The organism is Stieleria maiorica (genome assembly GCF_008035925.1).
Classification (GTDB): Bacteria; Planctomycetota; Planctomycetia; order Pirellulales; family Pirellulaceae; genus Stieleria; species Stieleria maiorica.
In genome coordinates this window covers 2,129,837-2,150,013 of the sequence record NZ_CP036264.1, presented here as the reverse complement: position 1 = coordinate 2,150,013, position 20,177 = coordinate 2,129,837, and the positions used below count along the sequence as shown (strand labels likewise).

Genomic DNA, 20,177 nt, shown 5'->3' with positions numbered 1-20,177 from the left:
GTTGGAGGCCACGGCGGGTCGCAAGATCTTCCGCGGCCGATCACTCGGCAGCGGCAGCAACCGCCTTGCGATAGATCGGATGCTCGGCCTTTCCGCCCGCTCGCAGGTAGGCGATCAGGTCGGCGATCTCGGACTCGTGGAACGAATCGAGCAATCCGGCGGGCATCATGCTGGCCTTGCTCGGTCGAGCTTGCTCCACTTCGTCGCGGTTCACTTCAGCCAGCGACGACGGATCCAGCATGTTGGTCATCACGCGCAGCTTGTTTCCGGACATGTTGACCACGCGTCCGACGATCACCTTGCCGTCTTCGGTCAAGAACTGTGTCGCGCCGTACTGGTCGCTGATCGCCTGGTCCGGATGGACGATCGCGGTCAACAGGTCTTTGGCTGAAAACCGGCCGCCGGCTCCGGTCAGGTCCGGCCCCAGGATTCCGCCTTGAATGCCCATGCGGTGGCACTTGTAACATTGGGCCGAGGCGAACACCGATTTTCCGGTCTCGAAATCCGGGGTCCGGTCCGCCGCGTTGACGACGGGAAGCAATTCGTCGACGGTCCAGTGTTTGACCAACGGGCGTTGCTCCGACTGGACGCTTTGGACCGGCTGGGGTTTCAAGACCTCGGCCAGCTTCTCTTGCATCGGTGCCGGGACATTGGCCAACGCAGCGGTTTTGATGTTGGCGATGAAACCGCCAAACGACATCCCGCCACGCGCCGATTGAACGTCGTTGAACCATCCGAAGTAGTCGCGGTACAGTGCTTCGTTCCAACCTTCATCCGCTTCGCGAAGCGTCAACGCATAGAAGATTTGGTTCTCTTGACTGGGGGCACGCAACATTTCCTGAACGATTTTCCGCGTCGATCCCGGGGACCGCAGGTACACCAGCATCTGCGCCAGTTCTCGGTCGACGTGATCGTTACCGGTCGGAAAAGCCCCTTGGATTTGATCACGAACGGTTTCGGTCTGTGTTTCGTCCAATGCACCCAAGCGGATCGCCACCAGGGAATAGGCACGCAGCAGCGCGATCCGACCATCGACCGAAAGATTTTCCCAGTCGATCTCGGCCAGGGCGTCAAACGCGAGCGTCTGGTCGTCGGGGGTGCCCGTTCGTGCCAGGGCGATGACGGCTAAAGCGCGCCCTTGGGGTTGCTTGATCTTGGCGATCCGTTGCTTCCATCGCTTGGTCGGTTGGTGTTCCAGTGCGACGCGGGCGGCGAATCGAATCGCGCGATCTTGGTGGGCGAGGTTTCGAATCGCCAACCCCACGGCCTTCTGATCGACTTGGCCGACGTGCAGGGATTCGAGTTGTTTTCGCAACGCGACCAGGCGTTGTGTTTTCTCCTGACCGGATTCAGACGGCTCGGCGGTGCCCGCATCACCACGGTAAACGATCCGGTACAGACCGCTTTGGGTCTTGCGACCACCGACGGCAAAGTACAACGCACCGTCATGGGGGCGGACGACCATGTCGGTCACCGGCAAGGGGGCAGCGGTGGCAAAGGTTTCATAGGTGCCGGTGTAAGAACTGCCGTCGGGCGTCAAATGAACCGCGTGAATGTTGCCATAGCTCCAATCGGCGATGAACAGCGCGTTGCGATACTTGGCTGGGTACTTCGTTCCGTATCCGAAACAGATCCCGGTCGGGGAACCGGGGCCGATGTCGACGGCGGCACCGAAGGAATCGGGGTAGTAGGCCGGCCACTTGCCCGTTCCGTTTCGCCACCCGAACTCACCGCCACTGATCACGTGATTGATCCTGGTGGGACGGTACCAGGGTGTGCCGACGTCCCATTCCATGTCCGCGTCATACGTGAACAGTTCACCTTGGTCATTGAGCGCGATGTCATATTCATTGCGGAAACCGGTTGCGATCAATTCAAAGTCGCTGCCGTCGGGCAGAAACGAACCGATCCAGCCGCCGGGCGCCATGCGATCGGCGGCATGACCGCGCGCGTCGGGCATGCGGCCGAGCAAGTGGTCTTCATCCCAGACTTGCGGGACGCGGCTGCGCGCGATCGTTGCGGGCAACTTGGTCATGTTGCCGCCACAGGTGATGATCCGTTTGCCGTCCTCGGACAGGATCAACGCGTGCGGACCGTGTTCACCGCCACCCTGGAGCGGCAAGACAAACTCGATTTGATCGAACTGGTCGTCGTCATCGGTGTCGGTCAAGCGATAGACGCCATTCTTGTCCTGCGGGCGTCCGTTCACGTTGACGTACAACGCGTCAAAGGCGAACAACAATCCCTGCGCCGAGCCGATTTCGACATCCAGTTTTTCGACGCTCGGTTGGTCCGCCGAAACGTCGATGCGGTACAGGCTGCCATCCTGATCCGAAGCAACCAGCCGCCCTTGGGGGTCGACGGTCAAACTGACCCACGATCCCTGGGTGTCGAAGGGAACCTCATAAACGAGTTGCACTTCGAATCCCGCTGGAACGCTGAACTGATCGGGCGGCGTCACCCCCAGATCCGCCCGTGCGTTACGTGTGCCGGGTGAAACAAACAACCAAAGAATCAGCGCCGCCACCGGGACGGTTGGGCACAGACGGAACGTGCGAAACATCACGGACAATCCAATCAGAAAACGGGGGAGGGAGTCGGGGTGGGAGCGATCAACGCGGCGACCGCCCGCACCGATCGGGACAGTCGCGTTCGCACTTGTACCCGAAAGCGATCCGAGTGCCGACAGACAATCCGGACGACGAGTCATCGGGTGGCACGCACACCCCTGTGGGCGCGAGGCGTTTAACACGCCATCATAGAGGAACAACGGTCGGCTCGGCAACGCTAGAGGGCACGGGCATTGACGTGAGGCGTGCCACTCCCAGGCTAGGGATGTACAGGCGCGGTCGGTTCGTGTCGCTGACGCGACATCAGAGCGGTCACGCGTGAGCTACTCTGATGATGTTTTGTCTCCGTTTTGTCTCCAACCACCAAGATTTTTATGTCGCTCCTTCGTGAAAATCTCTCTCTGTTTCATGACGTTGATCAATTGCAACGTGCCGTTGGTTGGGACAAGTCGATCGCGACCGACCCGGCCGAACGCGACAATCTCCGCACCTACCTGGTTCTGCAACTGGCCGCAGCCGGGTTGTTGCGCGCCGACGATGAACTCGGCAACGCGATGACGAAGTTCTCCAGCGGAATTCTGGAAAGCATCCGTGAGAAGTCGCGTCTGTTGGCGTCGCACCGTGTCCCCGTGGACACCCGAATCGAAGCGTTTCTCAAGGGCTACTTTGCCGATGAACTACGGGGCGGACAATTGAATCTGCCCTCACGCACGCTGACGTTGGATCGGCATGGGATGGCTCGCAAATTGAGTCTGCCCATCAACGGTGATTCGTTCCAAACGGATCTGGTCAGTTCGTATCGCTGCACCAATGGGGTGCTCAACAACCCGCGGGCGGATCGCCGGACGACGGCGGGGACGTTCCATGTCGTCGAAGGCGGGCTGCCGATCCCCGGTGACAAGCGGGCGGTGCCTAAGGGCGTGTTTGTCAAATTGTTCCGTGCGGCGATGGCACCACCGGAGGAGTTGACGCTGTTGCCTTACACCAGCCAATTGGAACACCCGGCCCACACCTGGGTGTCGCTGTTGATGCGGCCGCTGGTCTGCCCGGCCGTGCCCGGATTCACCAATGCGTTGTCGATGGAAACACGGTTCTTTGCGCCGGCCAGCCTGGTCAGCAACCTTGATTTTGTTGAATCGATTTTTGGCAACGGTGGTGACCCGTTGATCCCCGAGAATGACGCCGGGCTGGACGTGAAATCCTGGACCGGACACACCGGGTGCGTGATCCTGGCCCCGCACCTGACCAAGCTGACCAAGAAGGAGCTCGGTTTACCCCATGAAAGCAGTGCATCGGAACGTCAACGTCGCGACGGCATGTGCTGGAGTGACGAATCGGAATGCTACAACAACGGCACGGCGTTCAAGTTGACTTGCCGTGACCGCCGTGGCGTGGTCGTCACGCTGATCGCGGACAACTACTACGGGTATTGCAAGAAAGAGGTCAAAACCCAGATCAGTTATGCCTGCAACCTGATGGGGCGATCGGAAGAAGAGCATGCCGGCGGGGCGTTGGCGTTCGCGTCGTATTCGCTGGGTGAAGAGTTCCAAGTCGATAGCCAACGTTACAACGGCCGGACTTTCGATGACGTGGCCCGCGACTATGCCGAGTTTGTCGATGCCAAACCCGAAGGCTACGGCGTCGATCGAAATGATGATTCGATCATTTACATTCCCGAAAACGCCAAGGTCACGCTGGAAGAACGGTGCATCAAGTGGACGCGGGACGGCCAGGAGCACCGCATTGCGTTGTCGCCTGACCAGATTTACATCGCGCCGAGCGGATACAAGATCCGGTTGGAAAAACACCCCAACGCCCCCTCGTGGCGGTTGATCGGGACGGTCGGCGAAGGCGTTTTCTGTCACAAACCCTGTACCGTCAGTGGCGGCGGCAAAAGCGAGATCAGCAAGAGCTTGCGGGACTACATGTTGTACGGCCCGATCTTTGTCGGCGACCGCGACGATGACTTTGCAAAGCTGGACGAAATCTTCGAAAAGGATTACTCCACTCGCTGGTCGGACACCTACTCCGGACGGACGGATTACACCGATGGCCCCAGCCGCAGCGTGTTGAGTCCGGCCCGTAGTCTGGGCAGCGTGATCAAGCTGCTGACCCCGTCGCCGGATTACAACGACCAATACAACAAGTGGCTCAGCGAGATCCCCGAACGTGTTTACTCGATGGCCTTGATTATTAAACGGTTCACCAAGGAAGGCGAAGCGGATAATTGGAAAGACCGGTTCGGCGTGGACATCGTCAACGGATCCCCCGGTCACGAATTGAAGATCGGTGATCGAGCCCTGGTGGGCACGTACCTGCGTGTGGGATTGGATGACAAACGCTGGCGAACGTTCAAAGTGCGTCAGGATTTCATCCCGGCGGCGAAGGTTCAGCGTGAAGACGACATCAGTGCCAGCACCGTCGTCCCGGCTCGCGTGATCGAAAACCTCGGCGACGGCGTGATGCCGGCGACCAGTTACAAGTTCATCGAAAACTGCGAATACCGCTTATTCCAACGCCCCGACGATGCCATCCATCGCGGTTTGGACAAACAGACCGAATGGGATTTGTCCCGACCGGCTAACTTCATCAGCAACTTCCACCCGCTGACCCACGCCGAAGTCGGCGAGATCGTGCGTGACGCGATCGAGTTCGACAAGTTCACCGGCCCGATGGCCGATCTGCTGAAGAAGGCCTATGGGCAAGATGACAGCTACGTCGTCAGTACATCCAACCCGCGGCTGGTCGACGGCAAACAGACGAAGAACCCGCGTTACTTGCAAGACCGCCCCGACATGGTGTTCGCCCGCGACACCTATGTGGCCCGACGCGGCGTCCAGTTCAACCGCGGTCTGGGGCCGGACGAACCGATCCACATTCCGGTCGGCGCGGTCCTGGGGGGACGACGAAACAATCCGCCGGAACCGGAAAAACGAATCCGATCACTGGCCGTTTACTCGCCGCTGCATTACCAAGAGCTGCCCGAGTTGGTGATGGACTACCTCTGTTCCTTGACCGGCAAAAGCCCCAGCACCACCGGTGCCGGCAGCGAAGGCGCGCTGACCAAAGGCCCCTTCAACGCATTGATGCCGTCGACCGACATGAACAACATGATCGTGTCGATGATCCTGACCGGGCTGGGTGGATTCAGCACCGCCGCCGGGCACATCGGGCCGCGTTTCGAAGTCGGACACGACATCTCGTTGCTGATTCCCGAAGTCTGGTGTCGATTGACCCCCGAAGAACGTTCGCCGCAACACATGATCGACAACGGGATGTTGGAACCGATCGAAGATTTCAAACACAACGGAGTGGACATCCCCGCCAGCCGGCTGGGCTATCGAATCACCAAACGATTCGTCCGCACCTACATGGCTCGCGTGTTCGACAACCCCAGCAAAGTCTTTACCGAGGACATCCTGAAACCGGAGCTTCAAGACCCCGATTCGTTCGCCGACGGTATCCTGCACATCGCCGAGGCGCAAGCCCGGGTCGCCAAGGTCTACATGGAAGACGGAGGGTACGAACTGGCTTGCCCACCGCTCCGCGCCATCGTCAGCATCCTGGCCACCGGCAAGTACGAAGGGAAAACGATCGACGATCCGGAAGTCCGCAACCTGTTCACGCTGGAAAACATGCTCCAAAGCGATTGGTATCGACGTCGCCTGGTTGAACAACAGCAACGCGACATCCAGCACTGGACCGATTGCATCGGCCGTATCAAACGGGCCATCGAAAGTCTGGACGGTGACCGCCCCAGCATCAATCTGGATCTGGATGAACGTTTGGCGTACGCCAAAGAACGTTTGGCCGAAGCTGAATCGTCGACGTATGTGGACAGTTTGGTCGGAACGCTCGGCGCGGACCCGATGCGAGTGGCCGCGGACGATCCTGTCATGGCCGATCGGTTGGCGAGCGTTTGAGGTTCGTGACGCAATGAAAGTTCTCGTCCTCACCGGTGCCGGGATCTCGGCCGAATCCGGGATCCCCACCTTTCGTGGTGAGGACGGGCTGTGGGAAGGACATCGCTTCGAGGATGTCGCGACGCCCCAGGCGTTCACGCGAAATCCAGACCTGGTCCATCAGTTCTACAACGCCCGACGCAAGGCGCTGCTCGACGAATCGATTCAACCCAACGCGGCACACGTCGCGTTGGCGGAATTCGAAAAACGTCATGACGGTGACTTCTTGCTGGTGACGCAAAACATCGATGACTTGCACCAGCGTGCCGGCAGCCAAAACGTTTTGCCGATGCACGGCGAGTTGCTCAAAGCACGCTGCATGTTGACGGGCGATTTGTTCGATTGGCGCGGCGATTTGAGTGTCCAAACGCCCCACCCCGACGGTCCCGATCTGGTCGGCATGCTGCGGCCCCACGTCGTCTGGTTTGGTGGAATGCCGCTCGGCCTGGAACGTATCGCCGCCTTTGCCGAAGACTGCGACCTGTTCCTCGCGATCGGCACCTCCGCGGTCGTTTACCCCGCGGCGGGCATCGTCGCCGCCACCCCGCCGCACTGCCGGCGGGTGGAAATCAACCTCGATGACACGCCCCAGAGTGATCGATTCGATTTGACGATTCGAGGAAAGGCGTCGATCGAAGTGCCGAAGTTCTTGGAATCAGAAATCTAGCGTTAGCGCACGTGCACTTCATCATTCTGCCCGGGATCATTCTGCCATCGCTCTGCTAAGTTGCCTGGACGTGACAGCGCGTTCGAAGGCGGAACTCGGGGGCGAGGCACACGCGGATCGCTTTATCGTCGCTCCTGTTTGACGGCGTGTTCTTGCATCAGGGCGTCGAATCGTTTCCATCCCATCTTGCACCCGTTGGTGGTGCCTTTGGGAAACCAGACCAGCGAACCGTTGGAGACCGTCAATGTGCCCAGCACGCTGCCGTCGGCCTTGACTGTAAATTCGATGTCGGCGCGACCGAGGGGGCGTTTGGGAACATCAAACTCGACTTCATGCTTTGCCATCTGAATTGTCCTGCGATCATGGAATCGTTGCCGCCGCGTCTGTCAGATTGACGTTTACGACGCGGCACACGGTGCGACGGATGGTTCACATCATACAGGACATCCATACGCGAGAGGTCATGCGGCTTCATGCTTCATCCCCTGATCCGCCTGGGGTTGTGCGCGGTGTGCGTGGCGGTAGCCACCGTTGCAGTGCGTTCCATGGCACAGTCTTGGACTGAGGCAGCTGCTGAAGACTGACGAGCGAGCGTTGGCGAGTGACGGATCGCGAGTGCGATGGAGAGCAGGTTGTTTCGATCGGCGGTTGGCAGCCGCAGTCCGCCTCACTGCGTTGCCTGTTGCGGTCCGACGGTGGCCGAGACTAGAGGGCGGCTTCACCGGTTTCGTCGGTACGAATTCGCACCACGCGTTCGAGTGGCGTGACGAAGATCTTTCCGGCACCGATGTGACCGGTCTTTGCGACCTTGCTGATCGCCTCGATGACCGGATCGACCAAGGCGTCTTCGATCGCGACTTCCAGTTTGACCTTCGGGTTGAACTTCACGTCCACCACCGCGCCACGGTACATCTCCGTGTGTCCTTTTTGATGGCCGTAACCCTTGACCTCGGTCGCCGTCGCTCCTTTGGCACCGATCTCGGCAAGGGCATCCCTGACCGCGTCCAACTTCAGGGGGTTGATAATCGCACTGACAATCTTCATCGCAAATTCCTCGGGGAAAGGGGAAAGTTTCTGTCCTTGAGACTTTGGAGGCAATTTGCGTGCCAAGTTGCGTTTGCATCGTCCGACGAAAGCACACGCGGATGCGATGAATTCGATCCCACGGTCTTCGTCGCCGGTCAGCACCGCGTGTGTCCGCGTGCGACTCATGAATGCGCCGATCGCGATTGCGGATCCGCACAGGCGCGCGGTCCGGATCAATCGAATCCGCGGAATGTGTGCGTCATGTCTCGGCAGGATGTCCCGGCAGACCTGTGGGGTTGGTGGAATCGTGACCGAGTTGATCGATCGCCAAGGACAACATCCAGTGGTCGCCGACACCGGTTCATTCCGAGACCCCCCCTTGGGATCAGCCGTTTGGCGCCAGCCCGATGCCTACTTTCTGAGCCGACGGCGCTAGCCGCGGGCCTTGGGATCAACCGTTTGGCGCCAGCCCAATGCCACCTACTTTCTGAGCCGACGGCTCAGTTTGTGATCGAAAGCTGATGGCACTCGTGTTTCGTCGCTCGATGTCGGCTGTGAGTCGACCGTCCGTCACGGAATGATTTCGCTTGAATTCTGAACCATCACAGAATCCCGATTTTGTGCGGCCCAGGCGGAGCCTTAAGCCCGTTCCTTGGCCTGTTCGACCGAATCGGCGGTGCTGAACATCGTCGCTTCGTCGGGGTCTCTTGAGATCAGCTTGCAGGCTTCCAGGATGTCTTTCAGGTGTTCGCTTAACCCGCACAGAATGATCGTCGGCTTGTCCAGATGGCGGTGCAGTCCCATCAAGGCGAGAAAGCCGACGCTGCCCATGAAGCGAACGCTGTGCATGTCGATCACCAACCGTTTCGCCTGATTCTCTTTCGCCAGGGCCACCAGTTCTCGACCGATCGTCGATGCGGTGTCGGCGTCGCGGATCTGGTCGGTTTGAATCTGCATCACCAAGCTGGTGCCATCAAACGACGCCTGAACAAATGATTTCGCGTTTTCGGTCATGATGGGGTGTGGCGCCGAAGAACAGGAGGTGCGATCGAGCACCATTTTAACCCCGACGAACATGAAAAGTTGCTCGATCGTCAAAGAGAACCACCAGCGTGGACTCCGCGTGGCACCGATGCCGGTTTGGGTTCGCCTACACCATCACGCAGTTCTTTCCACGTGCCTTGGCCCGATACAGAGCGGCGTCGGCGGCGGTGACCAGCGCCAGAGAGTTTGCCGCGGTCTCGGGAAAACAGGCCACGCCGATGCTGATGGTGGGACGCAATGCGATTCGATCCTTTTCAAACGTCGCCGTTTCGACCGCGCCGCGGATTTGTTCACCGACACAACAGGCGGCTTGCAGGTCATGATCCGGCAAAAACGCGCTAAACTCGTCGCCACCGAACCGGCACGCCTGTCCACTGGAACCGAGGACCTTTGCGATCAGCCGACCGGTTTCACCGATCACATGGGCGCCGTAAAGATGACCGTGGGTGTCGTTGATCTGTTTGACGCCGTCCATGTCCATCATCAAAACGGCAAGCGGAATGTCACGTCGCAGCGAACTTGCCAGCGAGAACTCCAGCGCTTCGTCGAAGCGACGTTTCGACGGCAGATCGGTCAGCGGATCGCGGCCGACCAAGGCGGCGACTTCGCTGTGAAAATCGATCTCGAACTTGTCAGCCAACGAAAACCGAATCACCGTCTCGCCGACAAAGATTTTGTCGCCGTCGGTGAGTGTTCTGCGGCCGACGACCGGGACTCCGTCGACACGCGTTCCGTTGGTCGAATTCAGGTCTTCCAACAGGAACTGGTCGTCACCGACCGGAGTGATGGCGGCATGGTTGCCCGAGACCTTCAGGTCGTGCAGCGGAAACGTGCACTGCGGGTTGCGTCCGATCACCGTCCGGCCGGTCAGAAAGGCATTGACGCCGATGTCCGCACGACTGCGGATCACATTCAAGAACGCTCGTTTGGGGCAGCGGAGATCGGGCGGGATCGATCCGTCATCGGCGCGGAGCGTTCCCGCTTCAAAACATTGCGTATCGGAATACTTGGCAGACGTTCCAGACAATTCAAAACTCATGTCAAATTGGGATGCTGACGCACTCATCGACACTTTTAGCAAGTCCTCGGCGGCGGCGTCACGAGCGAATTTGATGGAGAAACGCTCGCCGGACAGCACCACTTCGGGCGAAATTGAATCGAACGGGGGGACGCTGACCAGCTAGCGACTGGTGCCTGCCGCGGCTCGGCTGCCATTGGCAACTTGGGCCCCATCGTCCGATCGCTCCAAATACCGCATCACGGTGTCGGTCAGATTGATCGCGTTGTCTTGGTAGACGACGTTTCTCATGATCTCGCGAGCGGCCGAATCGCCTTGGTGGGGGTCAACGGCTTCGCTATTGAAACGCAGAACGAGATTGATGTGGTTGTGGACGGCCACGGCTTTGACCGCGGCACGGATACGCTGGTAGTTGTCATAGTAAATCTTCGCCTCGGCCTCTCCCAGGTCGCTGTGCCGGCGTCTCATGTCCAGCCGCAGTTTGGAGTCCAGGTCTGCGACGTGTTCTTCTTGTCGGGCGTATTCCGGCGTGCCGATCTTCAATGATTTCAGTCGCAGCGCCGCTTGATTCAATTCCTCTCGTTTTTGTTTGATTTCGGTTTCGTGTCTCTCCAGTTCCGCTTTGACTTTGTTGATCTGTGCCTGAATAGCGGGAAGGTTTTTGAAAACGTAGCCGACATCGATCACGGCGACGCGATGGCCGGTGGAGGCCGTGGATTGGGCTTGTTGGGCCGAGACGGTTGGTGTTGCGAGGGGACAGAGAGCTAACATGGCGGTCGCGACGGCCACCTTGCCCGGCCATCGTCTGGTCCCGCGACGAGCATGTTTCAAGCGCCCCCAAATTGTCGAAGACGCGGGGGTGTGGATTTCCATAAACACGGCTAGATTCCTCCTGAATTGCGTTGACGGGGCGATCGTGACTGAACACACGCCGAACCACTCCCGCGGTCGACGAACCTCGCCTGGTGACCGGCATCGCGGGGCATTGCAAGAGGCGTGCCAATACCGACCTAGATCCTGAAACGAGCAGAAAGAACGGCATCTCCGGCAGATGCAGCGGAGAATCGTGCGTCGACGTGGCCACACGATGTCGCCGCGCTGACGACGGTTTGGAGCAAGAACGTCCGAACGGCCCTCGGCGATTCCCCATTTTTCAATTCATTGAAAATCTTACACCGGACAAATCTTACACTGGACGCTGAGCATCGGTTGCTTGCGGGACGCCGAAAGTCTCGGCGACTTCCGCTTTTGCGCATCGATGGCGAGCCTTCATCATTGCGTCCAAAACCATGGATCTATCGCATCTTCGACAAGACTACGCACTCGAATCACTGGACATCGACGATGTTGATCCCAACCCGCTGGTGCAATTCGAGCGTTGGTATCAACAAGCGACCCAGGCAGAATTGCTTGAACCCAATGCGATGGTTTTGGCAACGGTTGATGCCGAAGGTCAACCGACTCAGCGGACCGTTTTGCTGAAGTACTTCGACACCCGCGGGCTGGTGTTCTTTACCAACCATGAAAGCCGCAAGGCGCGACAGATCGGATTGAACCCTCGCGTTTCGATCCTTTTCCTGTGGCTCCCGCTGCAGCGGCAAGTCGAAATCGGGGGGACCGCCCGGAAGGTGAGCACGGCGGAATCGCTCAAGTACTTCGTCACGCGGCCACGCGGCAGTCGGCTCGGCGCCTGGGTCTCTCAACAAAGCGAAATCGTGTCGTCGCGATCGTTGTTAGAAGCCAAGATGCAGGAGATGAAACAGCGATTTGCGTCCAAGGAGGTTCCGCTGCCGAGTTTCTGGGGCGGCTACCGAATCGAGCCGACGCGTTTCGAGTTCTGGCAAGGCCGCCCGAATCGGTTGCACGATCGGATTTGCTATGAAAAGGATGACGTCGGGGAATGGCAGCGGATGCGATTGGCGCCGTAGTGCAGTGAATTGCCAGCACGTGGCGTGAGCCAGTGGCCCGCGACGATTCCGGTTTGAACCGCACATGCCGCTCGCTCACGCATCCCGCTGGCAGTGGCAGTGACGTAGCGTCGACTCCCCCATCGTTTTGCCCCCATCATTCTGCCCCCATCATTCTGCCCCCATCATTCTGCCCCCATCATTCTGCCCCCATCATTCTGCCCCCATCATTCTGCCCCCATCATTCTGCCCCGAATCATTCTGCCCACTGCTTCCCTCCTCCCCGCAATGCCCGCAACCGCTGCAGCAACGCCCCCATTCCCTCCCCGGTCTTGGCGGAGACCTTCAAGGTTTCGATCCCCGGTCGCACCGACTGCAGGCTCCGATTGGCCGCATCGGCATCGAACTCGACGGCGTCGGCCAAGTCAGCCTTCGTGATCACCGCTACATCGGCGGTGTTGAAGATCGTCGGGTACTTCAGCGGCTTGTCTTCCCCTTCGGTGACCGAAAACAGGACCAGCCGCAGTTGTTCGCCCAGGTCCCACGTCGCCGGACAAACAAGATTGCCGACGTTTTCGATAAACAGAAAGTCGAGTTCCCCAGTGTTCCATCCTTCCAGCGCCTCGGCCACCATGTCCGCTTCCAGATGACACACCGTCCCGGTGGTGATTTGTTTCGTCGGAACTTCCGCACGGGCCAGCCGCCGAGCGTCGTTGTCCGTGGCCAGATCGCCGACCAACGCGGCCACGCGAAACTCGTCGCGCAACCGGCCGAGCAACGCTTCCAACAACGCCGTCTTTCCGGCTCCGGGGCTGGACACCAAACTGACGACCGTCACGCCGTCACGGGCAAAACGTTGCCTAAGCCCTCTTGCCAGCACGTCGTTCTGCTTCAAGATCTTTGTGCGGACCTGCACCAGGCGGGTTTGGGTATTCATGGTTCGATCTCCGAGTCGGCGATTTCCAGCGCGGTGAGTTCCATTTCTCGCCCCATGACGATCTTGCCCGACGGCGTGTGACAGACCGGGCAGACGAGTTGCTGAATCGACGCAGCCGGTTGCTCGGCCGCGCACGGTTCACAGTAGATCACGATCGGGACGTCTTCCACCACCAATCGGGAATCCGGAAACGGCGAGTGCTCGCGGGCAAGGTCATAGGCCGAGATCAAGGCGGATTTGACGACCCCGGAAAGCGGGCCGAGTTTGATGTGGACGGCTTCGACGGATTTGATATTCCGCCGTTCGGCTTCTTCGGCGGCCACGTCCAGGAGGTTCAGTGCGATGGAGAGTTCATGCATCTGCGATCACCGTTTCCGACGCGATCACCCGCAGCGTCTCGGCGACCATTGCCGCGACTGCCGCTTCCGCTTCGGGGGTCAAACAGCGATCGCCGAGTTCGAACGTCCGGCCTCGAAAGGTGATCGCGAACGCTTCGGGAGCGTGGCCGTACAAGTGGCGGGCAAGACCGAGCAGCGTGCCCAGGCTGAACTGGTGCCCGAGCGATTCGGCGGCATTGGTTTCTTGCAGTCGCCGCAGGAGAACTCGATCGTCAGGGCCATCGATCGATGCGTCCAGGAAGATCACGCGTCGAGCGTCGCTGAGTTCCGATGCCAGATCGGGCGTGGGCGCGCAGCGTTGGAGGACTTTGATCGCGTGTCTTTCAGTCAGCTGATTCTGGTCGACGGCCTGCTGCACCCGATCGGCGGCGATGGGGCCGAGCGCATCGTCACCGCAGAGCGTATTGCCCAAGCCGACGATGAGGGTGGTGGATGGGATGGGATGCATAGGATGAATGGATGCCAGCGGGAAGCGTCAGCGAGCGGCCTGTGTGTGGTTGTCGGTTTTCCCCTCGTTCCAAGGCTCCGCCTTGGAACGCAGTGCCGGTGAGGCTCCGCCTCACGTCGATCAGCAATCCGCGAGGCGGAGCCTCCAATGGAATGGTGTCCCCAGGCGGAGCCCGGGAACAAGTGGACATCGTGTTTGACCTACCTCACCATTCCCCTCGTTCCAAGGCTCCGCCTTGGAACGCAGTGTCGGTGAGGCTCCGCCTCACGTCCATCAGCAATCCGCGAGGCGGAGCCTCCAATGGAATGGTGTCCCCAGGCGGAGCCCGGGAACAAGTGGACAGCGTGTTTCCCCTCGTTCCAAGGCTCCGCCTTGGAACGCAGTGCCGGTGAGGCTCCGCCTCACCTCCATCAGCGATCCGCGAGGCGGAGCCTCCGATCGAATCGTGTCCCCAGGCGGAGCCCGGGAACAAGTGGACGTCGTGTTTCCCCTCGTTCCAAGGCTCCGCCTTGGAACGCAGTGCCGGTGAGGCTCCGCCTCACGTCGATCAGCGATCCGCGAGGCGGAGCCTCCAATGGAATGGTGTCCCCAGGCGGAGCCCGGGAACAAGTGGACGTCGTGTTTCCCCTCGTTCCAAGGCTCCGCCTTGGAACGCAGTGTCGGTGAGGCTCCGCCTCACGTCCATCAGCAATCCGCGAGGCGGAGCCTCCGATCGAATCGTGTCCCCAGGCGGAGCCCGGGAACAAGTGGACATCGTGTTTGACCTACCTCACCATCTGATCCACCACATTGCCTCGCGAATCATGCAACTCGATTCGCAGCGGCATTTGTCCGAACGCATGCGAGGCGCAGCTGAGACAGGGGTCGAAACAACGGATCACTGCTTCGACTCGATTGAGCATCCCTTCCTGCAAATGGTTGCCATCGACAAAGTGTTCGGCCGCCTGCTTGATGCCCCGATTCATCGCCAAGTTGTTGTGCCCGGTGGCGATGATCAGGTTGGCCCAAGTGATCAGTCCGTCATCGTCGGTCTTGTAGTGGTGAATCAGTGTCCCACGAGGTGCTTCGGCGACCCCGATTCCCTCGTCGTTGTTCCCCCGCGCCCGCGCTCTCACTCGGGTGTCCAAGATATGTGGGCTTTCCAGCAGTTCCTTCATGCGTTCGAGCGCAAAGATGATTTCCACCAGACGCGCGAAATGAAAATGAAAGCTACTGCTGACCGGGCGATCGTGTTGCAACGCGCGGAATTCGTCCAATGCCTGATCGGCTTGTTTGGTGCCGCAGAAGTCACAGTTGTTCAACCGGGCGAGCGGTCCGACACGGTAAATACCATCGGGGTAACCCATCGGCAAATAGTATGGGAACTTCATGTACGAATATGGTTCGACCGCCTCGCCGATGATGCGTTGGTATTCCTCCAGTGGCACCATGTCGTCGACAATCTTTCCATCGGCGTCTTTGATGCGGAAGAAGCCGTCGTAGTGTTCCAACCCGCCGCGAGGCGTGATCAAGCTCAGGAACATGGTGGGGAAGTTGCCGAAGTGCTGGATCTCTTCGGGGAATTTCCCGATCAGATCCTTGAATGATTCAAACGTCCGTTCGGCGATGTCCAGCCCCTCGGGAATCATCGCCAGCATCGCCGTGCGTGAATCTTCGCTGAGCGGCCCGCTGACACCGCCGGGCACCATCCAGCCGGGGTGGATCTTCTTGCCGCCCAGCATTTCGATGACCGTTTGGCCGATTTGACGCAGCCGGATGCCATCTTTGGCCAGCTGGGGATCGACTTTCAACAACCCGAACAAGTTGCGTGATTTGGGATCCGAATCCATGCCCAGCAACAGGTCTGCCGAGGACAGGTGGAAATACGACAGCGCGTGCGACTGGATCAATTGGGCCAGGTTCATCACCCGGCGCAGATTGACAGCGGTCGGGGGAATCGTGACGCTGAGCAAGTGATCACAGGCCTTGGAGGAAGCGACAAGGTGGCTGACCGGACAGATGCCACAGGTCCGGGCGGTCAGTGCCGGCATTTCCGGGAACGGGCGTCCTTCGCAAAACTTTTCGAAGCCGCGGAATTGTGTCAGGTGAAACTTGGCGTCGTCGATGTTGCCGGCATCGTCCAGGTGCAGCGTGATGTGCGCGTGGCCTTCGATGCGAGAAACGGGATCGATTTTGATCGTGCGTCCCATGACCGAGTTCAAGCTCCGAAGCGGGTGAATTGGGTGGGATCCGGGGTGTTGCCGGCCATCAATTCGGTCAGCACCTGCCAAATGGTGTCGGCCGACGGCGGGCATCCCTGGACAAACAGATCCACTTGGACGACGTGATGGATCGGCAACACGGTTCGCAGCAGCGTCGGCAGACTCTCGCTCGGCCGGCCGGGCTGGGCCTGGACATTTTCGACGAAGGCGCGGTCCAGGACATCATCCAGATCAAAGGTGTTTCTCATCGAAGGCACGTTTCCGCTGACGGCACAGTCGCCCAGACTGATCAAGAACTGACACCGCCCGCGAAACATCCGGGCCTTGTGCAAATCCTCTTCGGTGCTGACGGCGCCTTCCAGGATGCCGACGTCGACCACCGGTGGCAATTCTTTGGTGTCGACGATCGGGCTGTAAACGACGTCGACTTTCTCCGCCAGTTCGATTAACCGCTGGTCCAAGTCTAAAAACGACATGTGGCATCCGGAACAGCCGTCCAGCCACGCGGTCGCCAAAGTGATCTTGTGTGCTTCGCTCATTGTCTCTTTCGCATCTGCGCCAGGTAGGGCACAAAGTCGTCGTGTTTTTCCATTTCGCCGGCCGCCGTGCCTTTTTTCACCAAGGCCCCGGTGGGACAGACTTGGACGCATTTGCCGCACGACGTGCAGGACTGGCTGTCGCCCCACGGTTGGTTTAAATCGGTGATGACCTGGCAATTGACGCCGCGGCCCATCACGTCCCAGGTGTGGGCGCCTTCGATCTCGTCACACACCCGGACACAGCGGGTACAGACCACACAGCGGTTGTGGTCGACGCGAAACAGGTCGTGGGACGAATCGATCGTGTAGGTCGCATTGCGGTAAGGAACGCGGACGTGGTCCATGCCGCACTCGGCGGCCAAGTCCTGCAGTTCGCAATGCCCGTTGGATACACAGACGCTGCAAACGTGGTTGCGTTCGGCGAACAACAATTCCAGGATCATCCGCCGGTAGCGTTTCAACCGTGCGCTGTTGGTGGTGATTTTCATGCCTTCGGTGGCCGTGGTGGAACAGGCCGAAACCGGTTTGGAAAAGCCTTCGATTTCGACCATGCACAACCGACAAGCGCCCCAGGTGCTCAAGCCGTCCAGGTAGCACAGCGAGGGGATGCGGATGCCGTTGGCTTGAGCGATTTCAAGGATGGAATCCGTCTCGCGTGCGCCGACATCGTGGTCGTCAATTTTCAGCGTGACGACGCGGACCTTGGGGGCAGGATTGGTTGCAGCGGGTGGATGCGTCATTTAGTCGTCCAGGGTCACAATTTGCATGCGTGGCATTCGCTCCGATTCCGGCCGCAGTTTTTCTTCGTACTCGTGTCGGAAGTACCGCAAGGTGCTCAGCACGGGATTGGGCGCGGTCTGCCCCAGTCCGCACAGGCTGGTCGCCTGGACGACGTCACACAATTCTTCCAGCAATTCCAGATCGCTCGGCGTCGCCTCGCCGTCGGCGATCTTGTCCAGCAATCCGTACAGTTGAACCGTTCCGGCGCGGCAGGGCACACATTTTCCGCACGATTCGTCCATGCAAAATTCCATGAAGTAACGCGCGACATCGACCATCGACGAGGTTTCATCCATCACGATCATGCCGCCGGATCCCATGATCGATCCGGCCGATCGCAGGGTGTCGTACTCGACCGGCATGTCCAGGAATTGTTCGGGCAGGCATCCACCGGAAGGGCCGCCGGTTTGGACGGCCTTGAACCGCCGCCCGTCGGGAATGCCACCGCCGATCTCATGGACGATTTCTCGCAGCGGGATTCCCATCGGGACTTCGATCAACCCGCTGTTGGCGATCCGGCCGGCCAAGGCGAACACCTTCGTCCCGGTCGAATTCTCGGTGCCGATGCTCTTGAACCACGCGCCGCCTTTGCCGACGATCGCGGGGATATTCGCCAGCGTTTCGACGTTGTTGATCAGTGTCGGGCATTTCCAAAGGCCTTCTTCGGCCGGGTAGGGGGGCCGCGGCCGCGGCTGGCCACGCCGACCTTCGATGGACGCCATCAACGCGGTCTCTTCACCGCACACGAAGGCTCCGGCCCCCAGACGAACCTCCACTTCAAAACTGAGCGCCGTCTCACAGATCCTGCGTCCCAGCAACCCCTTCTTGGTCGCCTGTTTGATCGCCGTCTTTAATCGCTCGACCGCCAACGGATACTCGGCGCGGATGTAGATGTAGGCGTGTTCGGCGCCGACCGCATATCCGGCCAACGCCATCCCCTCCAGCACCCGGTGCGGATCCGATTCCAGCACGGCGCGGTCCATGAAGGCTCCCGGATCACCTTCGTCGGCGTTGCAAATGACGTACTTGTGCGGTTCGGGGGCCATGGCGACGGTGGCCCATTTCAGACCCGCCGGATAGCCGCCGCCGCCCCGGCCTCGCAAGCCACTCTCCTTGACTTCGCGAAGCACCTCCTCACGACTCATCTCGGTGACCGCCCGCATCAGCGATCGGTAGCCTCCCGCGGCAATGTAATCATCGATCTGCTCGGGATCGATGATGCCCGAGTTTTCTAACACGACCTTTTGCTGACGCGCGAAAAACGGGACGTCGGTCCGGCAGCGAAGACGCTCCACCGGCTGGTCACCCAGGCTGTGATACAAGTCCTCGGTGTCATCGACCGTGACGTCCTGATAGAGCAGCGCGGTCGCCGGCTGATCCGAGTCCACGCTGACCAGCGGCCCGGCCGAACACAGGCCCATGCAACCGACCGGTTTGATGCAAACGCCGTCGTCAGCATTCTGTTTGGCTTGCGTCTGCAACCCCTCCAGCACCTCGCCGCTGCCGCACGACTGGCAACTCGCCGCCATACAGACACGGACGCAGTGTCGACGCGACTCGGCCGCAGCAGCCACTGCTTCGGTGATGTCCGCCAGGTCTTCTAAATTCATTCAGACGACCTCCTCGATTTCGTCAATCAATTCCGCGGGTGTCATTTGGCCGAGCACCTTGCCGTCCAACACGACCGTCGGGGCCAGCCCACAGGAGCCGATGCAGCGGGCGCTCAGCACCGACAACTCGTTGTCCTTTGTGGTCTGTCCTGGTTTGACCGAATAGCGGTCTTCGATCGCCGTGGACAACTCGCGGGAACCCTTGATGTAGCACGCCGTCCCGGTGCAAATCACACAGGTGTGATTGCCCTGGGGCTTCAGGGTGAACAGGTGGTAGAACGTTGCGACCCCGTACACCTTGCTCAACGGCAACCCCAACGACATCGCGACGTAACGCAGCGAGCGGTCTTCTAAGTATCCGAAACAGTTCTGCACCGTGTGCAATGTTTCGATCAGCGCGTGCCCTGAATAGCCGTTCCGCCGCATCGTGACGTTGACAATCTTCCAGCGTTTATCGTCATCCGGCGGGGCGAGCGCCGCGCGGCGTTCGGTCGTCTGGCGGTCCATCAACATTGTTTCCGCTCGATCGGGTCGGAGTCATCTGGACTGAAGCTGGAGGCAAACGCCGTACCGAACACGCGCAAATCAAACCTGGTAGTCCGCCGCAGCCTCACTTGCGGGTAGCCGAAGCGTTCGAAGAGTCGCCGTGTTCTCCGAACGCGGCGCCCACAAAGCGAAGCTTCGCCGTGCGCCGACCTCGGAGAGGACGGCGACTAGCCCGCCCAACCGAAAACCAAGCTGCGGCGGAGCACTCGTACAATAAAGCGTTCCCTAACGTGAGTGGGTTCGCCGTTGAAAGAAGGTTCGGTGAACGGTCGGGGACGACGCAGAAACGTTCTTTCGCTCCGCCGCGTGCTGTGATGACACACCGGCGCGCAATAAAGTCACATCGGCACCGGCCCCAAACATCATTCTGCACCGTATCATTCTGCCTGTGATCGCCACACGCCGGCGGCCGTCGCGACGTCACGCTGGGCCGGGTGTGGATTCGGTGGCGGTTGATACACTAGGGGCTGCGAAACGGGAGTGATTGTACGACGTCCTTTCTAGGTCGTCGTGCCGATGTCCCA

Annotated in this window: 18 protein-coding genes; 4 read left to right on the top strand and 14 right to left on the bottom strand. The window is 59.8% G+C overall.

What is annotated here, in order from left to right; genetic code table 11:
• Positions 1–40: 40 nt before the first annotated feature.
• Positions 41–2,563 carry a c-type cytochrome gene (locus Mal15_RS07290; RefSeq protein WP_147867154.1) on the bottom strand — a complete coding sequence of 841 codons (2,523 nt, stop codon included), beginning with the start codon at positions 2,561–2,563 and terminating at the stop codon, positions 41–43.
• Positions 2,564–2,944: 381 nt separating this feature from the next.
• On the opposite strand from Mal15_RS07290, the gene Mal15_RS07285 reads away from it, so the two are divergent.
• Both Mal15_RS07285 and Mal15_RS07280 read left to right on the top strand, forming a co-directional pair.
• Complete coding sequence (locus Mal15_RS07285) at positions 2,945–6,493, top strand: hypothetical protein (protein WP_147867153.1); 3,549 nt, start codon at positions 2,945–2,947, stop codon at positions 6,491–6,493.
• A 13-nt stretch (positions 6,494–6,506) separates the two neighbouring features.
• Positions 6,507–7,199, top strand: coding sequence for an SIR2 family NAD-dependent protein deacylase (locus tag Mal15_RS07280; protein WP_147867152.1), 693 nt, complete (start codon positions 6,507–6,509; stop codon positions 7,197–7,199).
• A 122-nt stretch (positions 7,200–7,321) separates the two neighbouring features.
• On the opposite strand, the gene Mal15_RS07275 is transcribed toward Mal15_RS07280, so the two are convergent.
• From Mal15_RS07275 to Mal15_RS07260, 4 genes are all read right to left on the bottom strand, one after another.
• The gene (locus Mal15_RS07275) at positions 7,322–7,543 is read right to left on the bottom strand and encodes a hypothetical protein (RefSeq protein ID WP_147867151.1); all 222 of its coding nucleotides are present in this window, start codon (positions 7,541–7,543) and stop codon (positions 7,322–7,324) included.
• A 361-nt stretch (positions 7,544–7,904) separates the two neighbouring features.
• On the bottom strand, positions 7,905–8,411 hold the full coding sequence (locus Mal15_RS07270) for a P-II family nitrogen regulator (protein WP_449336647.1): 507 nt from the start codon (positions 8,409–8,411) through the stop codon (positions 7,905–7,907).
• A 453-nt stretch (positions 8,412–8,864) separates the two neighbouring features.
• Positions 8,865–9,239, bottom strand: coding sequence for an STAS domain-containing protein (locus Mal15_RS07265; protein ID WP_167546666.1), 375 nt, complete (start codon positions 9,237–9,239; stop codon positions 8,865–8,867).
• A gap of 136 nt (positions 9,240–9,375) precedes the next feature.
• Positions 9,376–10,308 carry a GGDEF domain-containing protein gene (locus tag Mal15_RS07260; RefSeq protein WP_167546665.1) on the bottom strand — a complete coding sequence of 311 codons (933 nt, stop codon included), beginning with the start codon at positions 10,306–10,308 and terminating at the stop codon, positions 9,376–9,378.
• On the opposite strand from Mal15_RS07260, the gene Mal15_RS33955 reads away from it, so the two are divergent.
• Entirely contained in the window at positions 10,307–10,453 is a 147-nt protein-coding gene (locus Mal15_RS33955; protein WP_167546664.1) for a hypothetical protein, read from the top strand. The genes Mal15_RS07260 and Mal15_RS33955 overlap by 2 nt on opposite strands.
• Here the strand turns inward: Mal15_RS33955 and Mal15_RS07255 are convergent.
• A complete protein-coding gene (locus Mal15_RS07255) occupies positions 10,450–11,058 on the bottom strand; it encodes an OmpH family outer membrane protein (RefSeq protein ID WP_147867147.1) in 609 nt (202 codons plus the stop codon). The genes Mal15_RS33955 and Mal15_RS07255 overlap by 4 nt on opposite strands.
• 518 nt (positions 11,059–11,576) lie before the next feature.
• Here Mal15_RS07255 and pdxH point away from each other — a divergent pair.
• Positions 11,577–12,215, top strand: coding sequence for a pyridoxamine 5'-phosphate oxidase (gene pdxH, locus Mal15_RS07250; protein WP_147867146.1), 639 nt, complete (start codon positions 11,577–11,579; stop codon positions 12,213–12,215).
• A 235-nt stretch (positions 12,216–12,450) separates the two neighbouring features.
• On the opposite strand, the gene hypB is transcribed toward pdxH, so the two are convergent.
• The 8 genes from hypB to hoxE form a co-directional block, all read right to left on the bottom strand.
• The gene (hypB, locus tag Mal15_RS07245) at positions 12,451–13,131 is read right to left on the bottom strand and encodes a hydrogenase nickel incorporation protein HypB (RefSeq protein ID WP_147867145.1); all 681 of its coding nucleotides are present in this window, start codon (positions 13,129–13,131) and stop codon (positions 12,451–12,453) included.
• Positions 13,128–13,490 (bottom strand): hydrogenase maturation nickel metallochaperone HypA/HybF, encoded by a 363-nt coding sequence (locus Mal15_RS07240; RefSeq protein ID WP_147867144.1) that lies wholly within the window; start codon positions 13,488–13,490, stop codon positions 13,128–13,130. Before Mal15_RS07240 ends, hypB begins: the two co-directional genes overlap by 4 nt.
• The gene (locus Mal15_RS07235) at positions 13,483–13,977 is read right to left on the bottom strand and encodes a hydrogenase maturation protease (RefSeq protein WP_147867143.1); all 495 of its coding nucleotides are present in this window, start codon (positions 13,975–13,977) and stop codon (positions 13,483–13,485) included. Before Mal15_RS07235 ends, Mal15_RS07240 begins: the two co-directional genes overlap by 8 nt.
• A 764-nt stretch (positions 13,978–14,741) precedes the next feature.
• Positions 14,742–16,166, bottom strand: a complete 1,425-nt coding sequence (locus Mal15_RS07230) for a Ni/Fe hydrogenase subunit alpha (RefSeq protein WP_147867142.1) — start codon at positions 16,164–16,166, stop codon at positions 14,742–14,744.
• Between the two features lie 8 nt (positions 16,167–16,174).
• Positions 16,175–16,717: an NADH-quinone oxidoreductase subunit B family protein gene (locus tag Mal15_RS07225; RefSeq protein ID WP_147867141.1), complete on the bottom strand. Its 543-nt coding sequence runs from the start codon at positions 16,715–16,717 to the stop codon at positions 16,175–16,177.
• The gene (gene hoxU / locus Mal15_RS07220; RefSeq protein ID WP_147867140.1) at positions 16,714–17,457 is read right to left on the bottom strand and encodes a bidirectional hydrogenase complex protein HoxU; all 744 of its coding nucleotides are present in this window, start codon (positions 17,455–17,457) and stop codon (positions 16,714–16,716) included. Before hoxU ends, Mal15_RS07225 begins: the two co-directional genes overlap by 4 nt.
• Complete coding sequence (gene nuoF, locus Mal15_RS07215; protein ID WP_147867139.1) at positions 17,458–19,107, bottom strand: NADH-quinone oxidoreductase subunit NuoF; 1,650 nt, start codon at positions 19,105–19,107, stop codon at positions 17,458–17,460.
• A complete protein-coding gene (gene hoxE, locus Mal15_RS07210) occupies positions 19,108–19,620 on the bottom strand; it encodes a bidirectional hydrogenase complex protein HoxE (RefSeq protein WP_147867138.1) in 513 nt (170 codons plus the stop codon). It abuts the gene before it with no gap.
• Positions 19,621–20,177: the final 557 nt, after the last annotated feature.